The 19,894-nt window shown below is 43.4% G+C and carries 17 protein-coding genes; 12 read left to right on the plus strand and 5 right to left on the minus strand.

The window, feature by feature from the left end:
- Nucleotides 1-2: 2 nt before the first annotated feature.
- From DESMER_RS05680 to cobC, 4 genes are read left to right on the plus strand one after another with little or no spacing between them, the layout of a single operon-like run.
- Entirely contained in the window at nt 3-1,343 is a 1,341-nt protein-coding gene (locus DESMER_RS05680) for a DVU_1553 family AMP-dependent CoA ligase (RefSeq protein ID WP_014902113.1), read from the plus strand.
- Complete coding sequence (locus tag DESMER_RS05685; protein WP_014902114.1) at nt 1,344-2,465, plus strand: DVU_1551 family NTP transferase; 1,122 nt, start codon at nt 1,344-1,346, stop codon at nt 2,463-2,465.
- Nucleotides 2,465-3,568, plus strand: a complete 1,104-nt coding sequence (locus DESMER_RS05690) for an XdhC family protein (protein ID WP_014902115.1) — start codon at nt 2,465-2,467, stop codon at nt 3,566-3,568. Before DESMER_RS05685 ends, DESMER_RS05690 begins: the two co-directional genes overlap by 1 nt.
- Nucleotides 3,569-3,590: 22 nt before the next feature.
- Nucleotides 3,591-4,193 (plus strand): alpha-ribazole phosphatase, encoded by a 603-nt coding sequence (cobC, locus tag DESMER_RS05695; protein ID WP_014902116.1) that lies wholly within the window; start codon nt 3,591-3,593, stop codon nt 4,191-4,193.
- A 119-nt stretch (nt 4,194-4,312) separates the two neighbouring features.
- Here cobC and DESMER_RS05700 read toward each other — a convergent pair whose 3' ends face one another.
- A complete protein-coding gene (locus DESMER_RS05700; RefSeq protein ID WP_014902117.1) occupies nt 4,313-6,187 on the minus strand; it encodes a sigma-54-dependent Fis family transcriptional regulator in 1,875 nt (624 codons plus the stop codon).
- A 426-nt stretch (nt 6,188-6,613) separates the two neighbouring features.
- Here DESMER_RS05700 and DESMER_RS05705 point away from each other — a divergent pair, with 426 nt between their 5' ends.
- The 6 genes from DESMER_RS05705 to DESMER_RS05730 all read left to right on the plus strand — a co-directional run bounded on the left by DESMER_RS05705 (nt 6,614) and on the right by DESMER_RS05730 (nt 14,321).
- The gene (locus DESMER_RS05705; protein WP_014902118.1) at nt 6,614-8,407 is read left to right on the plus strand and encodes an aldehyde ferredoxin oxidoreductase family protein; all 1,794 of its coding nucleotides are present in this window, start codon (nt 6,614-6,616) and stop codon (nt 8,405-8,407) included.
- A gap of 195 nt (nt 8,408-8,602) precedes the next feature.
- Complete coding sequence (locus DESMER_RS05710; protein ID WP_014902119.1) at nt 8,603-8,827, plus strand: MoaD/ThiS family protein; 225 nt, start codon at nt 8,603-8,605, stop codon at nt 8,825-8,827.
- 2 nt (nt 8,828-8,829) lie between these two features.
- Nucleotides 8,830-9,528, plus strand: coding sequence for a HesA/MoeB/ThiF family protein (locus DESMER_RS05715; protein WP_014902120.1), 699 nt, complete (start codon nt 8,830-8,832; stop codon nt 9,526-9,528).
- 110 nt (nt 9,529-9,638) lie between these two features.
- The gene (locus DESMER_RS05720) at nt 9,639-10,880 is read left to right on the plus strand and encodes a molybdopterin molybdotransferase MoeA (protein ID WP_014902121.1); all 1,242 of its coding nucleotides are present in this window, start codon (nt 9,639-9,641) and stop codon (nt 10,878-10,880) included.
- Between the two features lie 33 nt (nt 10,881-10,913).
- Entirely contained in the window at nt 10,914-12,821 is a 1,908-nt protein-coding gene (locus DESMER_RS05725; protein ID WP_014902122.1) for a molybdopterin biosynthesis protein, read from the plus strand.
- 339 nt (nt 12,822-13,160) lie between these two features.
- Nucleotides 13,161-14,321, plus strand: a complete 1,161-nt coding sequence (locus tag DESMER_RS05730) for an iron-containing alcohol dehydrogenase (RefSeq protein ID WP_014902123.1) — start codon at nt 13,161-13,163, stop codon at nt 14,319-14,321.
- Between the two features lie 127 nt (nt 14,322-14,448).
- Here the strand turns inward: DESMER_RS05730 and DESMER_RS05735 are convergent, their stop codons facing one another.
- A complete protein-coding gene (locus DESMER_RS05735; protein ID WP_014902124.1) occupies nt 14,449-15,471 on the minus strand; it encodes a molybdopterin-binding protein in 1,023 nt (340 codons plus the stop codon).
- A gap of 305 nt (nt 15,472-15,776) precedes the next feature.
- On the opposite strand from DESMER_RS05735, the gene DESMER_RS05740 reads away from it, so the two are divergent.
- On the plus strand, nt 15,777-16,871 hold the full coding sequence (locus DESMER_RS05740) for an XdhC family protein (RefSeq protein ID WP_014902125.1): 1,095 nt from the start codon (nt 15,777-15,779) through the stop codon (nt 16,869-16,871).
- A 59-nt stretch (nt 16,872-16,930) separates the two neighbouring features.
- On the plus strand, nt 16,931-17,134 hold the full coding sequence (locus DESMER_RS05745) for a spore protein (protein WP_014902126.1): 204 nt from the start codon (nt 16,931-16,933) through the stop codon (nt 17,132-17,134).
- A 205-nt stretch (nt 17,135-17,339) separates the two neighbouring features.
- Here the strand turns inward: DESMER_RS05745 and DESMER_RS05750 are convergent, their stop codons facing one another.
- From DESMER_RS05750 to DESMER_RS05760, 3 genes are all read right to left on the minus strand, one after another.
- Nucleotides 17,340-18,056: an energy-coupling factor ABC transporter ATP-binding protein gene (locus DESMER_RS05750; RefSeq protein ID WP_014902127.1), complete on the minus strand. Its 717-nt coding sequence runs from the start codon at nt 18,054-18,056 to the stop codon at nt 17,340-17,342.
- 1 nt (nt 18,057) lies between these two features.
- Entirely contained in the window at nt 18,058-18,759 is a 702-nt protein-coding gene (locus tag DESMER_RS05755) for an ABC transporter permease (RefSeq protein WP_014902128.1), read from the minus strand.
- A gap of 111 nt (nt 18,760-18,870) precedes the next feature.
- Nucleotides 18,871-19,761: an ABC transporter substrate-binding protein gene (locus tag DESMER_RS05760; protein ID WP_014902129.1), complete on the minus strand. Its 891-nt coding sequence runs from the start codon at nt 19,759-19,761 to the stop codon at nt 18,871-18,873.
- Between the last annotated feature and the right edge of the window lie 133 nt (nt 19,762-19,894).

Genomic DNA, 19,894 nt, shown 5'->3' on the forward strand with positions numbered 1-19,894 from the left:
GTTTGGCTATAGCAACCACCTCCCTGGAGCCGTGGATTAGCAGCAAAATCAACGGAGATTCTTCAAAGAACTTAACCAGAACCCGAATTGAAAACTATCAAATACAAAAGCTGCAGGAAACTCTTCAGTGGGCTATCAGCAACAGCAGGTTTTACAGACATTTATACTCAGGCCGGGCTTGTGAGATAGACAACCTTAAGGATTTATTACAGTTGCCCTTTACCACCCCTGAAGATTTAAGACAGAATCCTTTGGATTTCCTCTGTGTCTCGCAAAATGAGATCAATAGAATCGTTACTTTACAGAGCTCGGGCACAACCGGCAAACCTAAGCGCTTGTTTTTTACTGAGGCAGATCAAGAATTAACCATCGATTTCTTTCGTCATGGTATGTTAACCCTGGTAAAACCCGGAGATAGAGTCTTGATAATGCTGCCGGGAGGTACCCCGGGAAGCGTCGGAGATTTGCTGCGCTTAGGTTTAGAAAGAGCGGGTATAACAGGGATTGTTCATGGTCTGGTCAGCAATCCGGAGTCAACTTTAGAGCAGATCAAAGTAAACAAGATTACTGCTTTAGTAGGAATCCCTACCCAAGTCCTGAGCTTGGCTCGTTTTAAAAATTCCCAAGGACGCCCAGTCCATTTGAGCTTGAGTAGGGTTTTGTTAAGTACGGATTACGTACCCCTAGCTATAGCGCAAGAACTGGAAAAGACATGGGGATGCAAAGTATTTAATCACTACGGAATGACTGAGATGGGACTGGGAGGAGGCCTGGAATGTGAAGGCTTCTGCGGTTACCATCTCAGGGAAGCGGATCTCTATCTGGAAATCATCGATCCCCGCTCCGGGCTGCCTGTCGAGGATGGGCAGCGAGGAGAGATCGTCCTAACCACTTTGACTCGGAAGGGAATGCCCTTGATCCGCTATCGAACAGGTGACCTGTCCAGATTTATTCCGGATCCCTGCGTTTGCGGGACAGTATTAAAGAGACTGGAACTGCTGAAGTCCAGAGATCGGGTTTACCTGACCGAGACGGAGTACCTTACTATGGCGGACTTTGACGAGGTATTGTTTGCTTTGCCTAAAGTTATGGATTTCGAGGTAACCCTTACGAAGAAGGGAGCAAAGGAAAGCTATTTACAACTCAGAGTCCAGCTAAAGGGTTCCTTTTCCTTGGCAACCCAGAATAATCTTATGGAAGCCTTAGATAAAATTCCTGCCCTCAGAAATGCCAGACAGCTGGGTCAACTGAAGGTAATGCTTTTGCTCATCTCCAGCACAGGACTAATTGTTCAAAAAAGCACATCTAAACGACAAATTCTCGACAAGAGAGGGAGTGACTAGTTGTTAACAGCAATCATAGTTGCCGCCGGCTACTCATTTCGCATGAAACGCTTCAAACCCCTTTTATCCTTGGGCGAGGACACGGTCTTAGAAAAAGCTGTTGAAAGCTTCGTTAAGGGTGGAATAAGGGATATTCGCGTGGTAGTGGGGCATCGAGCCAACGAAATGTATCCTATTTTAGAGAAAATCGAAGTTCAGACGGTTGTCAACCCGAATTTTTCTGAGGGCATGTTCTCCTCGGTGAGAGCCGGAGTTGAAAGCCTGCCCTCGGAGGCGAAAGGATTTTTTTTGTTACCTGTGGATAATCCAATCATCAGGCCGGACAGTATCAAGAAGCTGGAGAGTGCCTTCATGACAACAAGATTTGGTATTATCTACCCAACTTATCAAGGCACCAGGGGACACCCTCCTTTAATTTCCTGCCGCTATGGGAAAAAAGTAATGTTTTGGGATAAACCGGGAGGAATGAAGGCTTTATTAGAACAATATGAACAGGACGCCTTGGAGGTGGAGGTGGAGGACCCTGGAATTCTGCTGGATATGGACACACCGGAAGACTATCAACAAATGCTCAACTATTGCGGGCATTCCCAGATACCTTCGGAAAAAGAGTGTTACGCTATCCTGAAAAGTTCTAACACTTCTCCACAGGTGGTAAATCATTGCCAGCAGGTAGCACAGGTAAGTAGTGTCCTGGGAAGTTGTTTAATTAGGTGCGGATGTCCGCTGAACCAGGAACTCATCAAGGCAGCTGCCCTGCTGCATGACTTAGCCAAAGGGGAAGCTAACCATGCCTTGGCGGGTGCCAAAATGCTGGTTAAATATCCGGAAGTAGCCCTGATTGTCGCTGAACACATGGATATTTGTCTAGATTCAACAGACCGCCTTTTAACAGAGAAAGAAGTGGTTTATTTGGCAGACAAACTTGTTAAAGAGGAACAAATTATCTCACTCCAGGCTAGATTCTCCGGACTCTTGGAACAGTTCAAGAACAATGTTGAGGTTTCCAATAAGATTATCCTCAGACTTAGCAACGCCGAAAAAATCCAGGGGAAAATAGAAGAGATCGTTAAGATGCCATTGCCGGACATATGGAAGGTTGAGCTAGGAGGAAAGGGCTAATGGATAAGGAAATAATTTTTGGCCTTAAAAAGGCCATCGCAGAAACAATGGAAGCAGCACTGATTACAGTAACCAACGTATTAGGCTCAACTCCCCGTAAGCCGGGAGCAAAAATGTTGGTTTTTGCTGATGGAACAACCCTAGGAACCATTGGCGGCGGATGTGGGGAAGCAGAGGGAAGAAGAGAGGCTCTTAATGTTATCGCAGCTCAGACCTCGAAGATACACTACCTTAATATGACTGCAGACCTGGCCTCAGATGAGGGTATGGTTTGTGGAGGGATTATGGGATTATTCATTGATTATCTGGGGCCCTATAGTCCGGAGGAACACCTGAAAATCATGCAAGATTATTTGGCTGACTTGGAAAGGGTAAAACCTGTTCTTGTAACTGTTATAGAGGCCCATAATCAGGAATTAGTAGGGAAAAAATTATTCGTCCTAGACAATGGAGAGATCAAAGGGGATTTAGGCTCAGAAGAGCTAACTCGAATTGCTCTGGAAAATGCCAAAATCGGAGCTAAGCGCTGTCAGCCGGTCTTGGTGAGTTTAGACTTAGAGTTTGAGCCCTGCGATACTTCGGTTAAGAAACCAGCCTATCGTTTTTTGGTGGAGTCACCCCAGACGGTTGTCCAACTGTTAATTCTGGGTGCGGGACATATTGCCCTCCCCCTGGCGGCTATGGCTAAGATGGTAGGGTATGAGGTTACTGTGGTAGATGATCGGTTATCCTTTGCCAATGCTTACCGATTTCCAACGGCTGATAAAATTCTGTGCGATGACTTTGAACTTGCCATAGATAAGATAACCATTAATCCCCAAACATTTGTGGTGATTATTACCCGTGGACACCGCTATGACAAACTCTGCCTGCGTAAAGTGATCGATCAGCCAGCTTCCTACATCGGTATGATTGGCAGTCGGAAAAGGGTGAAAGCCTTGCTTGCTGAACTGGAGGAAGAGGGAATTTCCAGAGAAGGGCTGCAAAAGGTGTATTCCCCCATCGGCCTGAAAATCGGGGCGGAAACTCCTGAAGAAATTGCTGTAAGCATTCTTAGCGAACTGATAAAAGTTCAAAGGGAGTTGGATCAAAAGGTAAGGTAAATTGAAATGAGCATAATCAATTATGAGTAAAAAATTTATTTATTTACTAAGGCACGGGGATATTGGTCTTGGTAAAGAGAAACGCTATATTAGTCAAACGGACTTGCCCCTAAGTGTCCTTGGCGAGCAGCAAGCAAATTTATTGAAGGAGAAGTTGAGTCGGGTGCCCTTAGATAGCATATACTGCAGCGATTTAGCGAGGTCAGAACAAACTGCTGATATAATTGCTGCGGTTCATCAAATTAAACCCATAGCGCGCCAGGAATTACGCGAAATAAGGATGGGCGATTGGGAAGGGCAGCTTTTCTCAGAGATCAGAGCTAAGTATCCCAAGGAATTTCGGGAACGTGGAGAAGATATCGCCAATTACACGCCGCCAGGGGGGGAAAGTTTCTCTGATTGTTACCAAAGAGTGATTCCTGTCCTGGAAAACCTATCAAAATCCAACGAAACAACTATCGCAATTGTTGGGCATGCAGGCGTCAATAGAGTAATATTGTGCCATGTACTGGGTATGCCTTTAGAAAACCTCTTTCGTTTTGAGCAAAGTTATGGATGTGTTAATCTGATCAGCAAAGAGGGTTCAGAATATCGATTGAACTATTTAAACTATATAGTCACCTGAATCTCTCTAAAGATTATTAAAGAGGCATGAAAGCTAGACCGCCTCTCACACACCGATAAAGGGGTAGATCCTTTAACACAATTATTGTGTTAAAGGATCTACCCCCTTTACATGCCGAGCTATATATTAACACCCAGATCCTTCATCTTCCGATAGAGAGTATTTCTCCCGATGCCAAGGAGCTTAGCAGCTGGGGCTATCTTCCCGTTAGTTTGATTAAGGGCGTAAAGAATAGCCTGTTTAGTTTGTTGATTTAGCAGGGGTTCAGCTTTGGTTACTGATTTGTTTTGCAAAGACTGCCGAATTTCATCCGGTAAATCTTCAACGGTAAGAACGGGACCTTCTGCTAAAGCAACCATGCTTTCAATACAGTTCTCTAATTCTCGGACATTACCAGGCCAGGAATGGGAGGACAGATATGAAAACACTTCTTCTTGAATACCCAGCAGTGGGAGTTCCAGGGAATTACATGTTTTGTCAATAAAATAACGAACTAAGTCAGGAATATCCTCTGTACGTTCCCGGAGGGGAGGTAATTCTAAAGTAATGACTTTAAGGCGATAGTATAAATCTAAGCGAAATTTTTCCTCAGTTACTAGCACGGAGAGATCTTTATGAGTAGCAGCAATGACACGAACATCTATTTTTAAAGCTTTTGTATCCCCAATCCGAGAAACTTCCTTTTCTTGCAGCACTCGAAGAAGTGCTACTTGAACATTTAAGGGCATATCTCCAATTTCATCAAGGAATATAGTCCCGTTATTAGCTAATTCAAATTTGCCGGGTTTTCCACCCCGGCGTGCTCCCGTGAAGGCACCATCAACATAACCAAACAATTCACTTTCTATAAGTGTGGCAGGAAGTGAGGCGCAATTCAAGGCGACAAAGGGTCCTTCGCTTCGAGAGCTGAGTTGATGGATTGTACGGGAAATTATTTCTTTACCTGTTCCACTCTCTCCATTAATAAGCACAGAAGAGCGGGTGGAAGCAATTTTAGAAACTCGTGCCAGCATTCGTTGTGACAGAACACTATTCCCAATCCACATTGTATTAGATAGAGAAGTTGCTTTAGAGATGTTTAGAGTTCCTACGGCACCTAATGTTTTTCCGGAGTTATTGACAACTTGATTTAGGTGAGAGGTAATTTCTTTACCTGAACGATCTTTTAAATGGAGATTCAATGAGTGCCCATTTAACATCCATCCTTTTGGGGTGCTAAAAACATCTCCTGCGGGTTGTCCTATGATCTCTTCTTGTCTGCGGCCAAGCAATCCCGCCCCGTAAGCATTGATGTTAGTTATGATGCCATTGTGGTCAATGGCCAGAAATCCTTGTTGTAACAATGAAGAAGCTAACTTTGAACCTTCTTGGTAAAACTTCAATTGGTTTTCCAACTCAAAAAGTCGTAAGTTTTTCTCGATCATACTTGCGCCCATCATAGCGATGTTCAATATCTTTTGGCGATCCGGATTAGCTTCGCCGCTTATATCTAAAACTCCAAGGGGGATACCCTGACTGTTTTGGATTGGGGCAGCCCAACAGGCCAAAAAATGATTATCGTGAACGAAGTGCTCCCATCCAAAAACCGATATGGGAGAATTGTCTCGTAAGGCTGTTCCAATGGCATTAGTCCCTCGAATTTCTTCACGCCAACTGGCTCCGGGACTTAAATTTACTTTTTGAGCCTTACTCATAAAGTGCGTGTCTCCAACGGCTTCGATAATGTAACCATCATTATCACCCAACAAAACAGTATAATTATTGCTTCCTAATAAGTTGAAAATATATGGCAAAACAGGCTCACTAGCTCGGATCAAGGATTCTTGAGAGTCACGGCGCTCGCTGAGGCGTGAGGTTGTCAGAATGTCCTGGTTAGAAACTAGGGTGTGATCTACATGATACTCTAAGCTTCTCTGCCAAGATCGATAGATAGTAGGAGTTACTTCCGACTCAACACTTTCGCCTTTAATAAAACGCTTCCACTGATTATCCATGACTCTTTTTGCCTCCCTCTCTCGGAATATTGTCCTTACAATTGACAGAATAACATATCTATTTTAATCAAACAACAAGATTACAGAATATAACTTTCGACAAGTGTTCAATAATGGAACATAACTTGCACACAAAATGCACGGATACGGAGCAAAAAGTAATAACTCAAGTTTTAAATAAAATTTAAGTCGTTTTATATCAATTTAATGGTGTTTGGTTTAATTTGATTTAGTTTGGTATAGTTAGTTTTTAATTGAAATGATTTAACGTATTAGAATATTTGTTTTTATTTTAAAGTTTTTAACATATGGCACATTAATTGCTATATAATTATGATTAAGATCCCATAATGGACGGGTAGTTTATAAGATTCAACCATCTGGGGATGTAAAGAAGAAGAATAAAATTTACGAGGAGGAAGATTCATGGGTGGGTATATCGGAAAAATATTACGTGTTAATCTCACGGAAGGAAAAATCAGTACTGAACCTTTAAACATGGAACTTGCAAAGAAGTATTTAAGTGGACGTGGTCTTGCCGGGAAAATGTTTACAGATGAGGTAGCTTCAGACGTTGATGCCCTTTCTCCTGAGAACAAGATATTTATTGCTGCCGGTGCTCTGACAGGAACCAATGCTCCAACCTCAGGTCGTTATGTAGTAGTGACAAAGTCTCCCTTAAATGGTGTAGTGGCCTCTTCAAACTCAGGAGGACAATGGGGCGCTCATATGAAATTTGCCGGTTATGATATGGTCATCTTAGAAGGCAAGGCTGACCGGCCCGTTTATCTAAGCATTCATGATGATGTAGTAGAGATTAAGGATGCAGCTCACGTTTGGGGCAAAGATGTCTATGCCACAACTGATACCTTAAAAAAGGAATTTGGAGATGACAAGGTTAAAGTCTTATCCATAGGGCCTGCCGGTGAGAACCTTTCATTAATATCTGCTGTCATGAACGATCTTTACAGAGCTGCAGGACGCAGTGGCGTCGGTGCTGTTATGGGTTCCAAAAATGTTAAGGCAATTTTGGTTCGTGGAACGGGTAAAGTAGAAAATGCCAATCCGGATGTAATGAAAACTGTCTTAAGCTCAGCTTTAGGCAAACTTAGAGAAAATGGTGTAACAGGTCAAGGACTTCCCACTTATGGAACCGCGGTTTTGGTCAATATTATCAATGAAAGTGGTATTTATCCGGTTAAGAACTTCCAGGAATCCTATGATGCTGAGGCGGATTTAATCAGTGGTGAAACCATGACTGCAAATCATCTGATTAAAAAAGACCCTTGCTATCGCTGCCCGATTGCCTGTGGACGTTATAGCAAATGGGAGGGTGGCGAAGGTGCCGGTCCGGAGTACGAAACAGTGTGGGTATTCGGTTCGAACTCAGGTATTCACGACTTTGATGCAATTCATAAAGCTAATGATTTGTGTAACAAATTAGGTTTAGACACAATTTCCGTTGGAGCTACAATTGCTGCAGGTATGGAATTAGTGCAGAGAGGCTATATTAAGCCTGAAGAACTTGATGGCACACCCCTTGAGTTCGGCAATGCAGCGGGAATGGTTGAATGGGTTCGCAAAATTGGCTATGCGGAAGGCTTAGGGGCCAAAATGGCTTTAGGTTCCTATCGTTTAGCTGAAAGCTATGGTGCTCCTGAACTGTCCATGACTGTGAAAAAGTTAGAAATTCCAGCCTATGATCCAAGGGGAGTACAAGGTCAGGGTCTTCAATTTGCTACCAGTAATCGTGGAGGCTGTCATGTTCGTGGGTATATGATTTCTCCGGAAATCTTAGGATTACCAGAGAAGCTTGACCGTACTTCATTAGAAGGAAAAGCAACTTGGGTTAAGATATTCCAAGACCTTACAGCGGTCATCGACTCCCTGGGACTATGTTTATTCTCCTCCTTTGCCTTAGGTCTTTCGGATTATGCTGCCCTAGTAAATGCAGTGACAGGTGCCAATTATACAGATGAAGAACTCTTAGCCTGCGGAGAAAGAATTTGGAATAATGAACGCTTGCATAATTTGCGCGTCGGATACTCTGCTGCTGAGGACACCCTTCCGAAGCGTTTAATCCAAGACCCAATTGTAGATGGTCCTTCCAAAGGCCAAGTCCTCAAATTGGCAGAGCTTCTGCCTAAGTACTACGCTGAGCGTGGTTGGGACGAAGCAGGGGTGCCTACGCCTGAGTGCCTGACAAAACTAGGAATGTAATCTAATACAGTTATACATTCAGAGTAAGTCTAAATTCAGATTAAATTTCAAGGCATTTGATAAATGCTTAATTAAGAAACAAAATGTCAAAGGGGGGGACTCTATTAAGGGTCTCCCCTTCTAATACCATGGTATAATAGTCTATGAATGCCTAATAATTAAAACATAACTATTAAAACGGAGGGGGTAGTTGGAGTGCGTGTAACGATTAAACTATTTGCCACATTTCGAGATGGCCGTTTTAAGGTTGAAGAGCGTGAACTTCCGACAGGAAGCAAAGTCTTAAATATTCTTGAACCATTAAACATTAAACCTGAGGAAGTGGCTATTTGTCTTGTTAATGGACGAGATGTAAATGCCCAGCACCTTCTAAACGATGGAGATACTATTGCCCTTTTTCCACCTGTTGGAGGGGGGTAAACATGCTGGAAGGTCGTTATGTACGTAATAAAGAAACTTTGACGGATCAGGATCAGAACAAGCTGCTGTCTTCCTCAGTGGCAATAGTAGGGTGTGGAGGACTTGGCGGTTATATAGCTGAGGAACTTGCCCGAATCGGGGTCAGACGAATAGTGCTGATAGATGGGGATCGTTTGGAAGTTAGTAATCTTAATCGGCAGATTATGGCGACGGAAGAAACTATTGGACAGTGGAAGGTAGAGGCCGCCCGAGATAGATTGCAGAGGGTAAATTCTGAGGTTAAAGTTGAGATTATTAAAGAGTGGTTTGCAGAGGAGAGAGGAAGGGATTTCTTTTCCGAAGTCGACTTGGTCTTCGATGCTCTTGACTCTTTAGCTGCAAGAGTTGTATTAGAACGAGTTTGTCACCAGTTGAAGCTACCTTTGGTTTTTGCCAGTATTGCCGGATGGTATGGTCAAATTGGAGTGAGTTTACCCGGTGATTTTAGCGTTTTGCGTTTATACGGTCATGGGGAACGGGGAGTAGAGAGTAAATGGGGGAATCCGGCTTTTACTCCTGCGGTCGTAGCAAGCCTGAGTGTTGCAGAAGGGGTAAAACTATTAATTGGTCGTATTCCTGCCTTGCGCCGGGCCTGGCTGCAAGTGGATTTATTAACTATGGAATTTGAGCGTTTTGAATTACCTAGTTTGGAGTCTTTATAAACGGTTGAGAATAATGTTATTGGAGATTAATCGCCAAAACATTAAAGATAATCACAGAAACCAGAAAAAACAGAACACGAAAATAAGTCGCTGAAAGGTGTAATTAGAGCATGGGAAGTAGTAGTGAATTATTTAAAGTTCATACATTATCTGAAGCGATCGACTCCTTAAAGCCATATGTTCTTTCCTTTTATGAGCGGGTGGAGCAGATACCCTTAGAGGAATCTTTGGGGCGTATTCTTACCAAGGATATTCCGGCTACATGCGCCGTGCCTAATTTCCGTAAATCTACCATGGACGGGATGGCTGTTCGGGCGGCAGATACTTTTGGAGCCAGCGAAAGTATGCCGGCCTTGCTGGAGTGTCTTGGAGAGATAAGAATGGGTGAGGCTCCTACGAAATCTTTAGGAAAAGGAGAAGGGATACTAATACCCACGGGGGGAATGCTGCCTGAGGGAGCAGATTCTGTGGTTATGGTTGAACGACTTGAACATTTTGGAGAAACACTTTATGGTGTAACAAAAGCTGTTGCCCCGGGGGAGAATCTTATTGAGATCGGGGAAGATTTTACTGAAGGGGAAGTCTTGTTATCAAGGTACACAAGAATAAGAGCTCAGGAGATGGGGCTTTTAGCATCTCTGGGGATGAACCAAGTTGCTGTGCTGCCGCGATTTAAGGTTGGAATCCTTTCCACGGGGGATGAAATTATTCCTCCGGATCAAAAACCTCTGCCTGGCCAGTCAAGAGATATTAACGGCTACACCTTGCTTGGGCTGGCCTTAGCATGTGGTGCGGATGCTCGCCATTATGGCATTGTCAAAGATAATCTTGAAGAACTCCGTTCGGTACTTGCGCAGATGTTGAAGGAAAATGATATTGTTTTGCTCTCCGGCGGGAGTTCTGTTGGGCTGCGAGATTTATCTGCTCAACTTATCAGCGAACTGGGAGAGCCGGGGCTGCTTTTCCATGGCTTGGCCTTAAGGCCGGGCAAGCCGACAATCGGTGGTGTGGTAGACGGGAAATTAATTTTCGGACTTCCCGGGCACCCCGCCTCAGCAATGGTAGTTTTTGAGGCACTGGTTCGTCCCTGGATAGACGGCTCAGTCCTAAAATCACAAGTCGATCCTCTGCCTAAAGGTGTTTTATCCCAAAATCTGTATTCGGGAAGCGGACGTGAAGAGTTTGTAAGAGTTAAGCTGGTACCCCATACCGAAGGTTGGCAAGTTGAGCCGGTTCGCGGAAAATCGGGCTTAATACGCACGATGGTGTTAGCTGATGCCATAGTACATATAGGATTAGACACAGAAGGGATCGAAGCAGGGAAAGAGGTTTCTTTCCGGCTTTTGCGTTAAAAAAATATCTGCTATAAGGGGAGGCTTAATAAGGTGGAACGCCAAATATATCTTGAAAATACTGCTTGGCAGGATGGACTAAAGCTGATGATGGACAAGCTTGCAGTACGTTGTATTCCAAAAAACGAATTTATCGATGTACGTTCAGCATTGCATAGAATTACAGGGGCAATTGTTCGGGCTAAAAAGAGTTCGCCTCATTTTGCGGCTTCAGCCATGGATGGTTACGCTCTTAGGGCTAGGGATACTCATGGAATCTCTGAGAGAGAGCCCCGTTGGTTAAAGCTTGGAATTCAAGCTATTCAAGTAGATACGGGAGACCCGCTTCCGGAGGGAATGGATGCCGTCGTCATGCTGGAAGATGTTTTGGAATTAGGAGAGCAAGGAATTCTGCTCCAAGCTCCTATTGTACCTTGGAACCATGTCCGCCCCGTAGGAGAAGACATGGTTGAAGGAGAGGTGCTTTTGCCCATTCACCACCGCATTAGACCTCAAGATCAAGGGGCATTACTGGCGGCGGGAGTGTTAGAGGTCGAAGTACGACGTAAACCCCGAGTTGGCATTTTACCAACAGGGGATGAAATACGTCCTGTGGAGGCAAATCTTCAGGTAGGGGATATTGTCGACAGTAATTCCACAGTGTTGGCTTCCCTTGTTGAAGAATGGGGCGGATCAGCAACCATATGGCCGATTACGCCGGATAAACCAGAATTGCTGGAAGCTGCGATTTTAGAAATGGCAGCGACACAAGATATTTTAGTCATCATTGCCGGATCATCCCAAGGGCGGGATGACTATACATCGCATTTAGTTAGTAAGCATGGGAATCTTTATCTCCATGGAGTAGCTATCAAACCGGGAAAACCAGTGGTTTTAGGAGAAGTTCAAGAAAAGCCAACGATTGGAATCCCGGGATACCCGGTTTCCGCTTATTTGACCGCCCACTTATTCTTAGAACCATGGGTGAAGCATTATCAAGGTTTAAGTAAAGATTTCCAGTCTAGTCTGGATGCTGTGATCAGTAAAAAAGTTTTTTCTTCATTAGGCAGTGAAGAGTTCGTTCGGGTTAAAGTTGGAAAAGTCGGAGAGCGTTGGGTTGCCGCCCCTTTAAGCCGAGGTGCCGGTGTGACCATGAGCCTAGTAAGAGCTGACGGGATTTTGCGAGTGCCTCGTTTACAAGAAGGTTTTCATGAAGGTGAAACAGTTCCTATTGAGCTGCTGCGTCCGGTTTCAGAGTTAGAAGAAACCCTTGTTTGCATTGGATCCCATGATCTTACACTAGACGTTTTAAGCAGCCATATGAAAGCCAGAGGCGGCTTCGGTGGGGTTGCATCGGCACATGTAGGGAGTCTGGCCGGAATCCTGTCTTTACGCAAAGAGGAAGCTCATTTTGCAGGTATCCACTTACTCGATCCTGAGACGGGAGAGTATAATCATTCATACTTAAAACGTTTCTTACCGGGAAGAGATATGGCTTTAATGAACTTGGTTTATAGGACTCAAGTGCTTATCGTACCCAAAGGAAACCCTCTAAATATAAAGACCCTGGCGGATTTTACTAAGCCTGGTGTTCGATTTGTTAATCGGCAGGGGGGATCAGGAACTCGAGTGCTGTTTGACTACTTGCTCCAGCAGCAAGGACTAAGCAAGGAGCAAATTTTAGGGTATGAGCGAGAAGAATTTACCCATTTAGCCGTTGCTATCGCTGTAGCCTCGGGTGCCGCTGATGTGGGCCTGGGTATTCAAAGCGCCGCGGAAGCCTTGGGTTTAGACTATATTTTCATTGGAGAAGAACGGTATGACTTGGCAATTCCTCGTGAGTATCTTGAGGAACCGCGCATGAAGGCCATGATTTCCGTGATTCAAAGCAAAGAATTTCAAGACGAAGTGTTGGCCTTGGGCGGATATGATGTGAGAGAGACAGGAGTTTTTTACATTTAACAGTTAATTGCAGTTAGTAAATTTATATTTTAGTACGACAAATGCGTTTAGTGTTTGTCGTTTTTTTATTTGACGGGTAAATATCTATGAATTAAGTGTTCAAATATGGTGCTCTTTCCAAAACAAGTGTCCCAAACTAGAACAATAAATAATTAATTAAAATTATAATGAGTCTTTCAATTATTTAAAAAATAAAGAATATAGCCTACAAGCAGGCCTTCGGAATTGATAAATCAAATATTTCAGATTTTTGGCATGAGTCTTGCAATATAAAATCAACATTAACGGCGATAAACATATTTCAGAGAAACTCGGAAGAATGAATAGGAGGAAACGAATATGTCAAATTATCAAGTGTACGGGTATTTTATGCCAACAGTTAACCTTATGGGTGCAGGAGCAGCCCAAGAAACCGGTAAACAAGCGAAACTATTGGGCGGAAAAAGTGTACTATTGGTAACCGATGCTTATCTCGAAAAAATTGGTATGGCTCAAGAAATTGCTGACATCATTGCCAAAGAAGGCCTTAAAGTTACTATATATGGGGGAGCAGAACCTAATCCGACGGATAAAAACGTCCATGATGGATTAGACATTTTCAATAAAGAAGAATGCGATCTAATTGTTTCTGTAGGTGGAGGATCCGCCCATGATTGTGCAAAAGGAATCGGACTGGTTGCAGGTAATGGTGGGAGAATTAACGACTATGAAGGCGTCGATCAATCCCCGAAACCGATGGCTCCAATGATCGCTATCAACACTACCGCAGGTACAGCTGCAGAGATGACAAGATTCTGTATTATCACAGATGTTGCTCGGCATATAAAAATGGCCATTGTTGACTGGCATGTTACTCCAAACGTATCGATTAATGACCCTTTATTAATGATGAAACAACCACCTAGCTTAACCGCCGCTACCGGAATGGACGCCCTGACTCATGCTGTTGAGGCCTATGTATCCACAGCCGCAACACCTGTTACAGATTCAGCTGCTCTAATGACCTTTAAATTAATCAGTAAATACCTGCGTCGTGCAGTTGCAAATGGTGATGACTTCGAAGCTCGTGAACAAATGGCTTATGCCCAATTCCTAGCAGGTATGGCCTTTAATAATGCCAGCCTCGGTTATGTCCATGCAATGGCTCATCAATTAGGTGGATTCTATAATCTGCCTCATGGGGTATGTAACGCAATTCTTCTTCCCCATGTTTCACGCTTTAACATGATTGGTAATATGGAGCGTTATGGGGAGATTGCTGAAGCAATGGGTGAAAACATTACAGGACTTTCTGCGAGAGATGCAGCAGAAAAATGCTTTAGTGCAATCAGTACCTTATCCCAAGATGTTGGAATTCCTACGGGATTGTCCGCACTGAATGTTAAAGAAGAAGACTTTAAATTGATGGCTGGTAATGCTAAGTTAGATGCATGTCAAGCTACTAATCCTCGCACAGCGACTCTTGAGCAAGTAATTGAGATTTACAAAAATGCTATGTAATTCAACTTTAGTCTAGTGTAAGTTAATAAAGCAAGGAAAAGCTCGCTAGGGATTACTCCCAGCGAGCTTTTTGTTTTAGCGGGTAAGGTTAATGATAACGATAAATATGACTGAAGGAGTTAATCGATTATTTTCCAAATGCGCAGTGGGGATAGGTGCAAACCGGGCATTCAAGACAAAGTCCGCCACTTCCAAGTTTTACAATATCACGACGTGTCAGCCTTTCACCGGTGAGAATTCGGGGAGCAATTAAATCAAAGGCGGTAGTCTTAGCATACATAACGCACCCGGGTAAGCCCATAATAGGAACATTTCCAATATAGGCTAATAAAAACATAGCACCAGGTAATACCGGGGCCCCATAGGTAACGAGCTCGGCTCCTATTTCTTTGATTGCTGTGGGAGTAACATCATCAGGATCTACGGACATTCCGCCGCTGACTAAGATCATTTCGGCTCCCAGAGCCAGCTGATCGTGGATGCTGTTTTGGATCATGGTTACATCATCATTGGAAAATTTTAGGTCGAGGATGGTAGATCCCCAGTTTTCAACCTTAGAACGTAGAACGGGGCCAAATTTATCTTTAATTCGCCCATGAAAGACTTCACTTCCGGTTATAATAAGTCCTACCTTAAAAGGCTTAAGGGGCCGCACTTCAAGAATGGGAGATGAGAAGGCCTTAGCAGTTTCTTCGGCTTCCAGGATTATTTTTTCTTCAATCATTAAAGGAACAACACGAGTTCCGGCAATTTTGTCATGCTTCTTGACCGGATAATGGTTGTGACGAGTAGAGAGAATAACCCCTTCTAGAGTATTCAGTGCTAAAATCCCTTCTTCTGAAGAGTAAAGCAGTCCGTCGTAGGCAGCGGTAAGTGTGATTTTACCTTCTTTGGGCTCATCAAGGATAAGTCCAGAACCGGCCACTGCCTGAGCGAGTCTCTCTGCAGCCTCGTTCTCATGAATGAGATCAGGCTTTTGATCCCAAACATAAATGTGTTCTTTACCCATGCTTAGCAGAACTGGAATATCCTCTTCGCGGATAACATGTCCCTTGCGGAACCTGGGGCCTTTGACCACACCGGGGATAATTTGAGTCATGTCATGAATGAGGGTTGCACCAACAGAATCTCGGACTTTAATTTTTTCCATGGGATAGCCTCCAATGCTATATAAGTGAAGTGTCACATCTGATAACTTAAAGGATAAGGTACGCAAATTCCCTGTGCATAGTATACTTGTATACTTATGATGGTATCGCATTCTCAGTGGGAGGTCAAGCAAGCTGTGTTGCGGGGACGGTCCTTTTAACACAATCGTGTGTTAAAAGGACCGTCCCCGCAACACAGCTTGGGAAGATTCGCCTTAAATATGTTTTGCTGATATAATCCGAGTATGAAGAAAAATCATTTAAAGCTGCCTTTCAATCATAAAGGCAGTTTCTAGGGAGATCGACTATGGATAAACAAGTGTATGTGGGACTCAAAAAGGCATTGGAACTTAAATTAGAAGCAGCTTTAATTACTGTAACAAGTGTATTGGGATCCACCCCCCGTAAACCCGGAGCACAGATGTTAGTTTTTGCCGATGGGTCGACGTTTGGAACTATTGGAGGTGGGTGTGGCGAAGCAGAGGGCAGGCGGGAGGCTCTTAATGTTATAACAGCACGAATACCTAAAATATATAATTTAAATATGACCGCAGATATTGCTCAAGAAGAGGGGATGGTCTGCGGTGGAATTATGGAATTATTCATCGAGTATGTTGACACGCAGAGTTCTTCAGAAAAGAAAGACTTCTATAAGGATTATCTAACGGCCCTGGAGAGTAAAAAATATCCAATTCTCGTGACGGTAATTCAAGCCCAACATAATGAATTACTAGGTAATAAGCTCTCTATTGAAGATCTTAATTTTCTCGGTGATTTGGGCAGAATAGAATTAAATAAGATAGCTTTGGAAAAAGCCAAAAAAGGTGCACGGAAATGTCAACCTTTCATTATATGTTTAAGTTCTGAGTTTGAACCATGTGAAAGATCTTCTCCGGAATTGGTTTATCGATTGCTGGTAGAGCCGGCGACGACAGTAGTTCAATTGTTAATTCTTGGTGCCGGTCATATTGCAGTCCCCTTGGCAACTATGGCTAAGATTGTTGGCTATGAGGTAACAGTGGTGGATGATCGGCCGTCCTTTGCGAATACAAATCGTTTTAGTACGGCAGATAGAGTGATTTGCAACGATTTTGAACGAGCCTTAGAGAGCGTCGAGATCGGCCCGCAAACCTTTGTCGTGATCATTACCAGGGGGCATCGTTATGATAAAGTGTGTTTAAGGAAAGTGATTAACAAACCTGCCGCTTATATTGGGATGATCGGTAGTCGAAAAAGAGTTAAATCCCTAATTTCGGATTTAGAGACTGAAGGGATTGCCCGTGAAGCGTTGCAAAAAGTGTATTCTCCTATAGGTCTAAAAATTGGGGCTGAGACCCCTGAAGAAATTGCCGTCTGTATACTTGCTGAGCTAATCAAAGTTCAAAGGGAACTTGACACATAACTTCTTGCCCTTTAGGTCATCCTAAAAAGGAAATCATGATCGATAGGAGTGATCAAAGGTTGACTAAGACGGATAATGAAGCGGACTATAAGGCTCATCTGCAAGAACATATGGACAACACAGTAGCTAATTTGAAAGAAGCCGAAGATTACTTAGAAAAGCACGCCGGTGAGTTGACTGCTGCTAAAAAACATCTCATAGAAGATCAAAATGATCGGCGCAAAGAAAGCATCAAAGGTTTCACGTTAGGGAAAAATAGCTAAGACCTGGGGGGGCCATCTACAGACAATTAAGTTGTCCCAGATTCGTCACCGGTGACGAATCTGGGACATGCTCAGGATGAGGGGGGCTTTTTTTAAAGTTAAACAAGTGTCTGTGATTGTACAATTACTACTATTGGGTACACCCAAAAGGGTTGTCTTATTATGAATGTCTGAGGACAATCATTATGAGACAACCCTTTTGGGGTTAGGCTGAAAAATGTGAGAGAAAACGGTCAACTTCTTCATTGTGTTTTTCCTTCAGTAGTTGAGCGGGAGAACCTTCCCTTACTGCTTTCCCATTTAGAAGGATTAAGGCTCTTTTGGTTAAATGGAGAATGTCTTTGAAATCATGACTTACTATTACTGTAGTGGTTTTAGTAGATTTAAAAACTTTTGCCAGATCGCCCCTTAGTGCTTCTTTAGTAGGCGCATCTAAGGCCGAAAAGGGTTCATCAAGGAATAAGATATCCGGCTCAATAGCAAAGGCTCTGGCTAAGCTTACTCGCTGGGCTTCCCCTCCGGAGAGCGACCGCGCAGACTGTTTGGAAAGATGGGCTACACCAAATTGTTCCAGCCAAAAATCTACCTGCTCTCGAATTTTTTTATTAGGGAGTCCTCGGATTTTCAGCCCTAGGGCAACATTGTCAAAAACTTTTGTGTTTAATAAAAGTGATTCTTGGAAGACAATTGCTATTCTACGCCTAATTGCAAGTGGAACCGTTGCAGGCATCGGATTTCCTTGAAAAAAGAGCTGTCCAGAAGTGGGGGGCTCCAAAAAAGCGAGAATTTTTAACAAACTGCTTTTCCCTGAACCATTTGGACCGATTAGCCCAACACATTCTCCTGCCGATAGTTGAAAATTAACTTTATGCAAAATGGTTTTTTGGCCCTGAAACCAGCTTATCTCTTTAGCCTCGAGCACACTAAGCGCCCCCTTGCTGTTTCTGTTGAAGTAGAGTCAAGCATAATGTAGCCCCATAAGCAAGTAAGCATAAAATAATACTTAAGGCAATAGCAATATCGAAGTTACCTTTGGAGACCTCTAAGACTGTTGCTGTTGTTAAAACTCGGGTTTGGCCTTGAATATTTCCTCCAACTGCCATGGAAGCCCCAATTTCTGATACGATTGCCCCAAAGCCGGCAATAATTGCCGCAAGTAGTGAATACCTAACCTCTTTAAGGAGCAGCCAAACATATTGTAAGCGAGTTGCTCCCAGTGCTTTGATTTGCAGCCTCAATTTGGGGTTGGTCTGTTGAAGAGCTGCGCAAGTTAAAGCAGCTACTATTGGAGAAGCAATAATTGCCTGAGCAATGATGATGGCCGTTGGGGTATACATAATATTCAAAAAGCCAAAAGGACCTGAACGCCAAAGGAATATCGAGACCCAAAGCCCCACGACTACCGGCGGTAATCCCATTCCAGTATTCACAATGCTTAAGACAACTCGACGTCCGGGAAAGGCTTTGAGAGCTAAAACTGTGCCAAATGGAATCCCGATTAAAAGACTTATTAAAGTTCCGATAGTAGAAACCCTAAGGGTGAGAAGGGTAATTTCCATCACCTCGGGATCCCCTGTTATGAGAAGGCGGAGGGCCGCTAAAATTCCTTGCCAGATCATTTCCATAGGTTTTATTTCCCTTTCATGGTAATAAACAAAGGGATAAACGGATTCAGATAGAAATTCAGACAGAGGGACGGTTCTTCTGTCTGAATTAAATAACTAATTTGTTCTTAATTACTTGCCTGCATCAGCGAAGAAAAGAGCTTCTCCAAATTTATCTTTGCCAAATGAACCAATGGTGGCTTGAGTATCTGGATTGATCATATATTCAACAAAGGCCTTCGCACCATCAGCGTTGACTTTGGGAAATTTCTCAGGATTGACCTGCATAACGTGATAAATATTCAAAAGGGCTGCATCACCCTGGAGAAGAATATCGAGTTTTAAATTCTTCTTGGTAGCTAAGTAGGTAGCGCGATCGGTTAAAGTATACCCGGCTTTTTCAGAGGCGATAGTGAGAGTCTGGCCCATACCCTGACCAGTTGATTGATATTTATCGGCTGTCGGTTTGACATTGGCCTTTACCCACAAGGCTTTTTCCATTTTATCAGTTCCGGAATCATCTCCACGGGTAACAAAAATTGAGGAAGTGGCAGCAATCCCTTTAAAGGCGTCTACAACAGATTTAGTTTCCTTTACTTTGGCCGGATCTGCGGAAGGCCCAACAATAACAAAATCATTATGCATTACTAATTGGTAATTGATGGCTGTTTGATTATCAACTAATTTTTTTTCGGAAGAGGGGGCATGGACTAATAAAACGTCAGCATCCCCTTTTTCACCCATTGCTAAAGCAGCCCCTGTGCCAACAGCAATGGTTTTAACTTTATATCCGGTTTTTTTCTCGAAATCCGGTATCAGAACGTCCAGTAAACCGCTGTCTTGAGTACTGGTAGTAGTTGCCAGGATAATATCAGGTCTTTCAGGCTTTGGAGTTTCAGCTTGAGGTGTGGAAGGTGTTGGAACCGGAGTCTCAGTTTTTCCGCACCCGACAAGGGTTAACATAATGGCAAATGCAAATAGGACAAAACTGAATGTAAGACGGTTGAAAATATTCTTCTTCATTAGTTGTTTCCTCCTCTTTAAAAATTATTTGTTGGATCGCTATCATACATAAGACAATCTGATAGGGATCCCTAACACCAGTTCAGCTTAATCCCGAGGATATACAGTCCAGGAACCGTCCCTGATTTGCTTA

Source organism: Desulfosporosinus meridiei DSM 13257 (assembly GCF_000231385.2).
GTDB lineage: Bacteria > Bacillota > Desulfitobacteriia > Desulfitobacteriales > Desulfitobacteriaceae > Desulfosporosinus > Desulfosporosinus meridiei.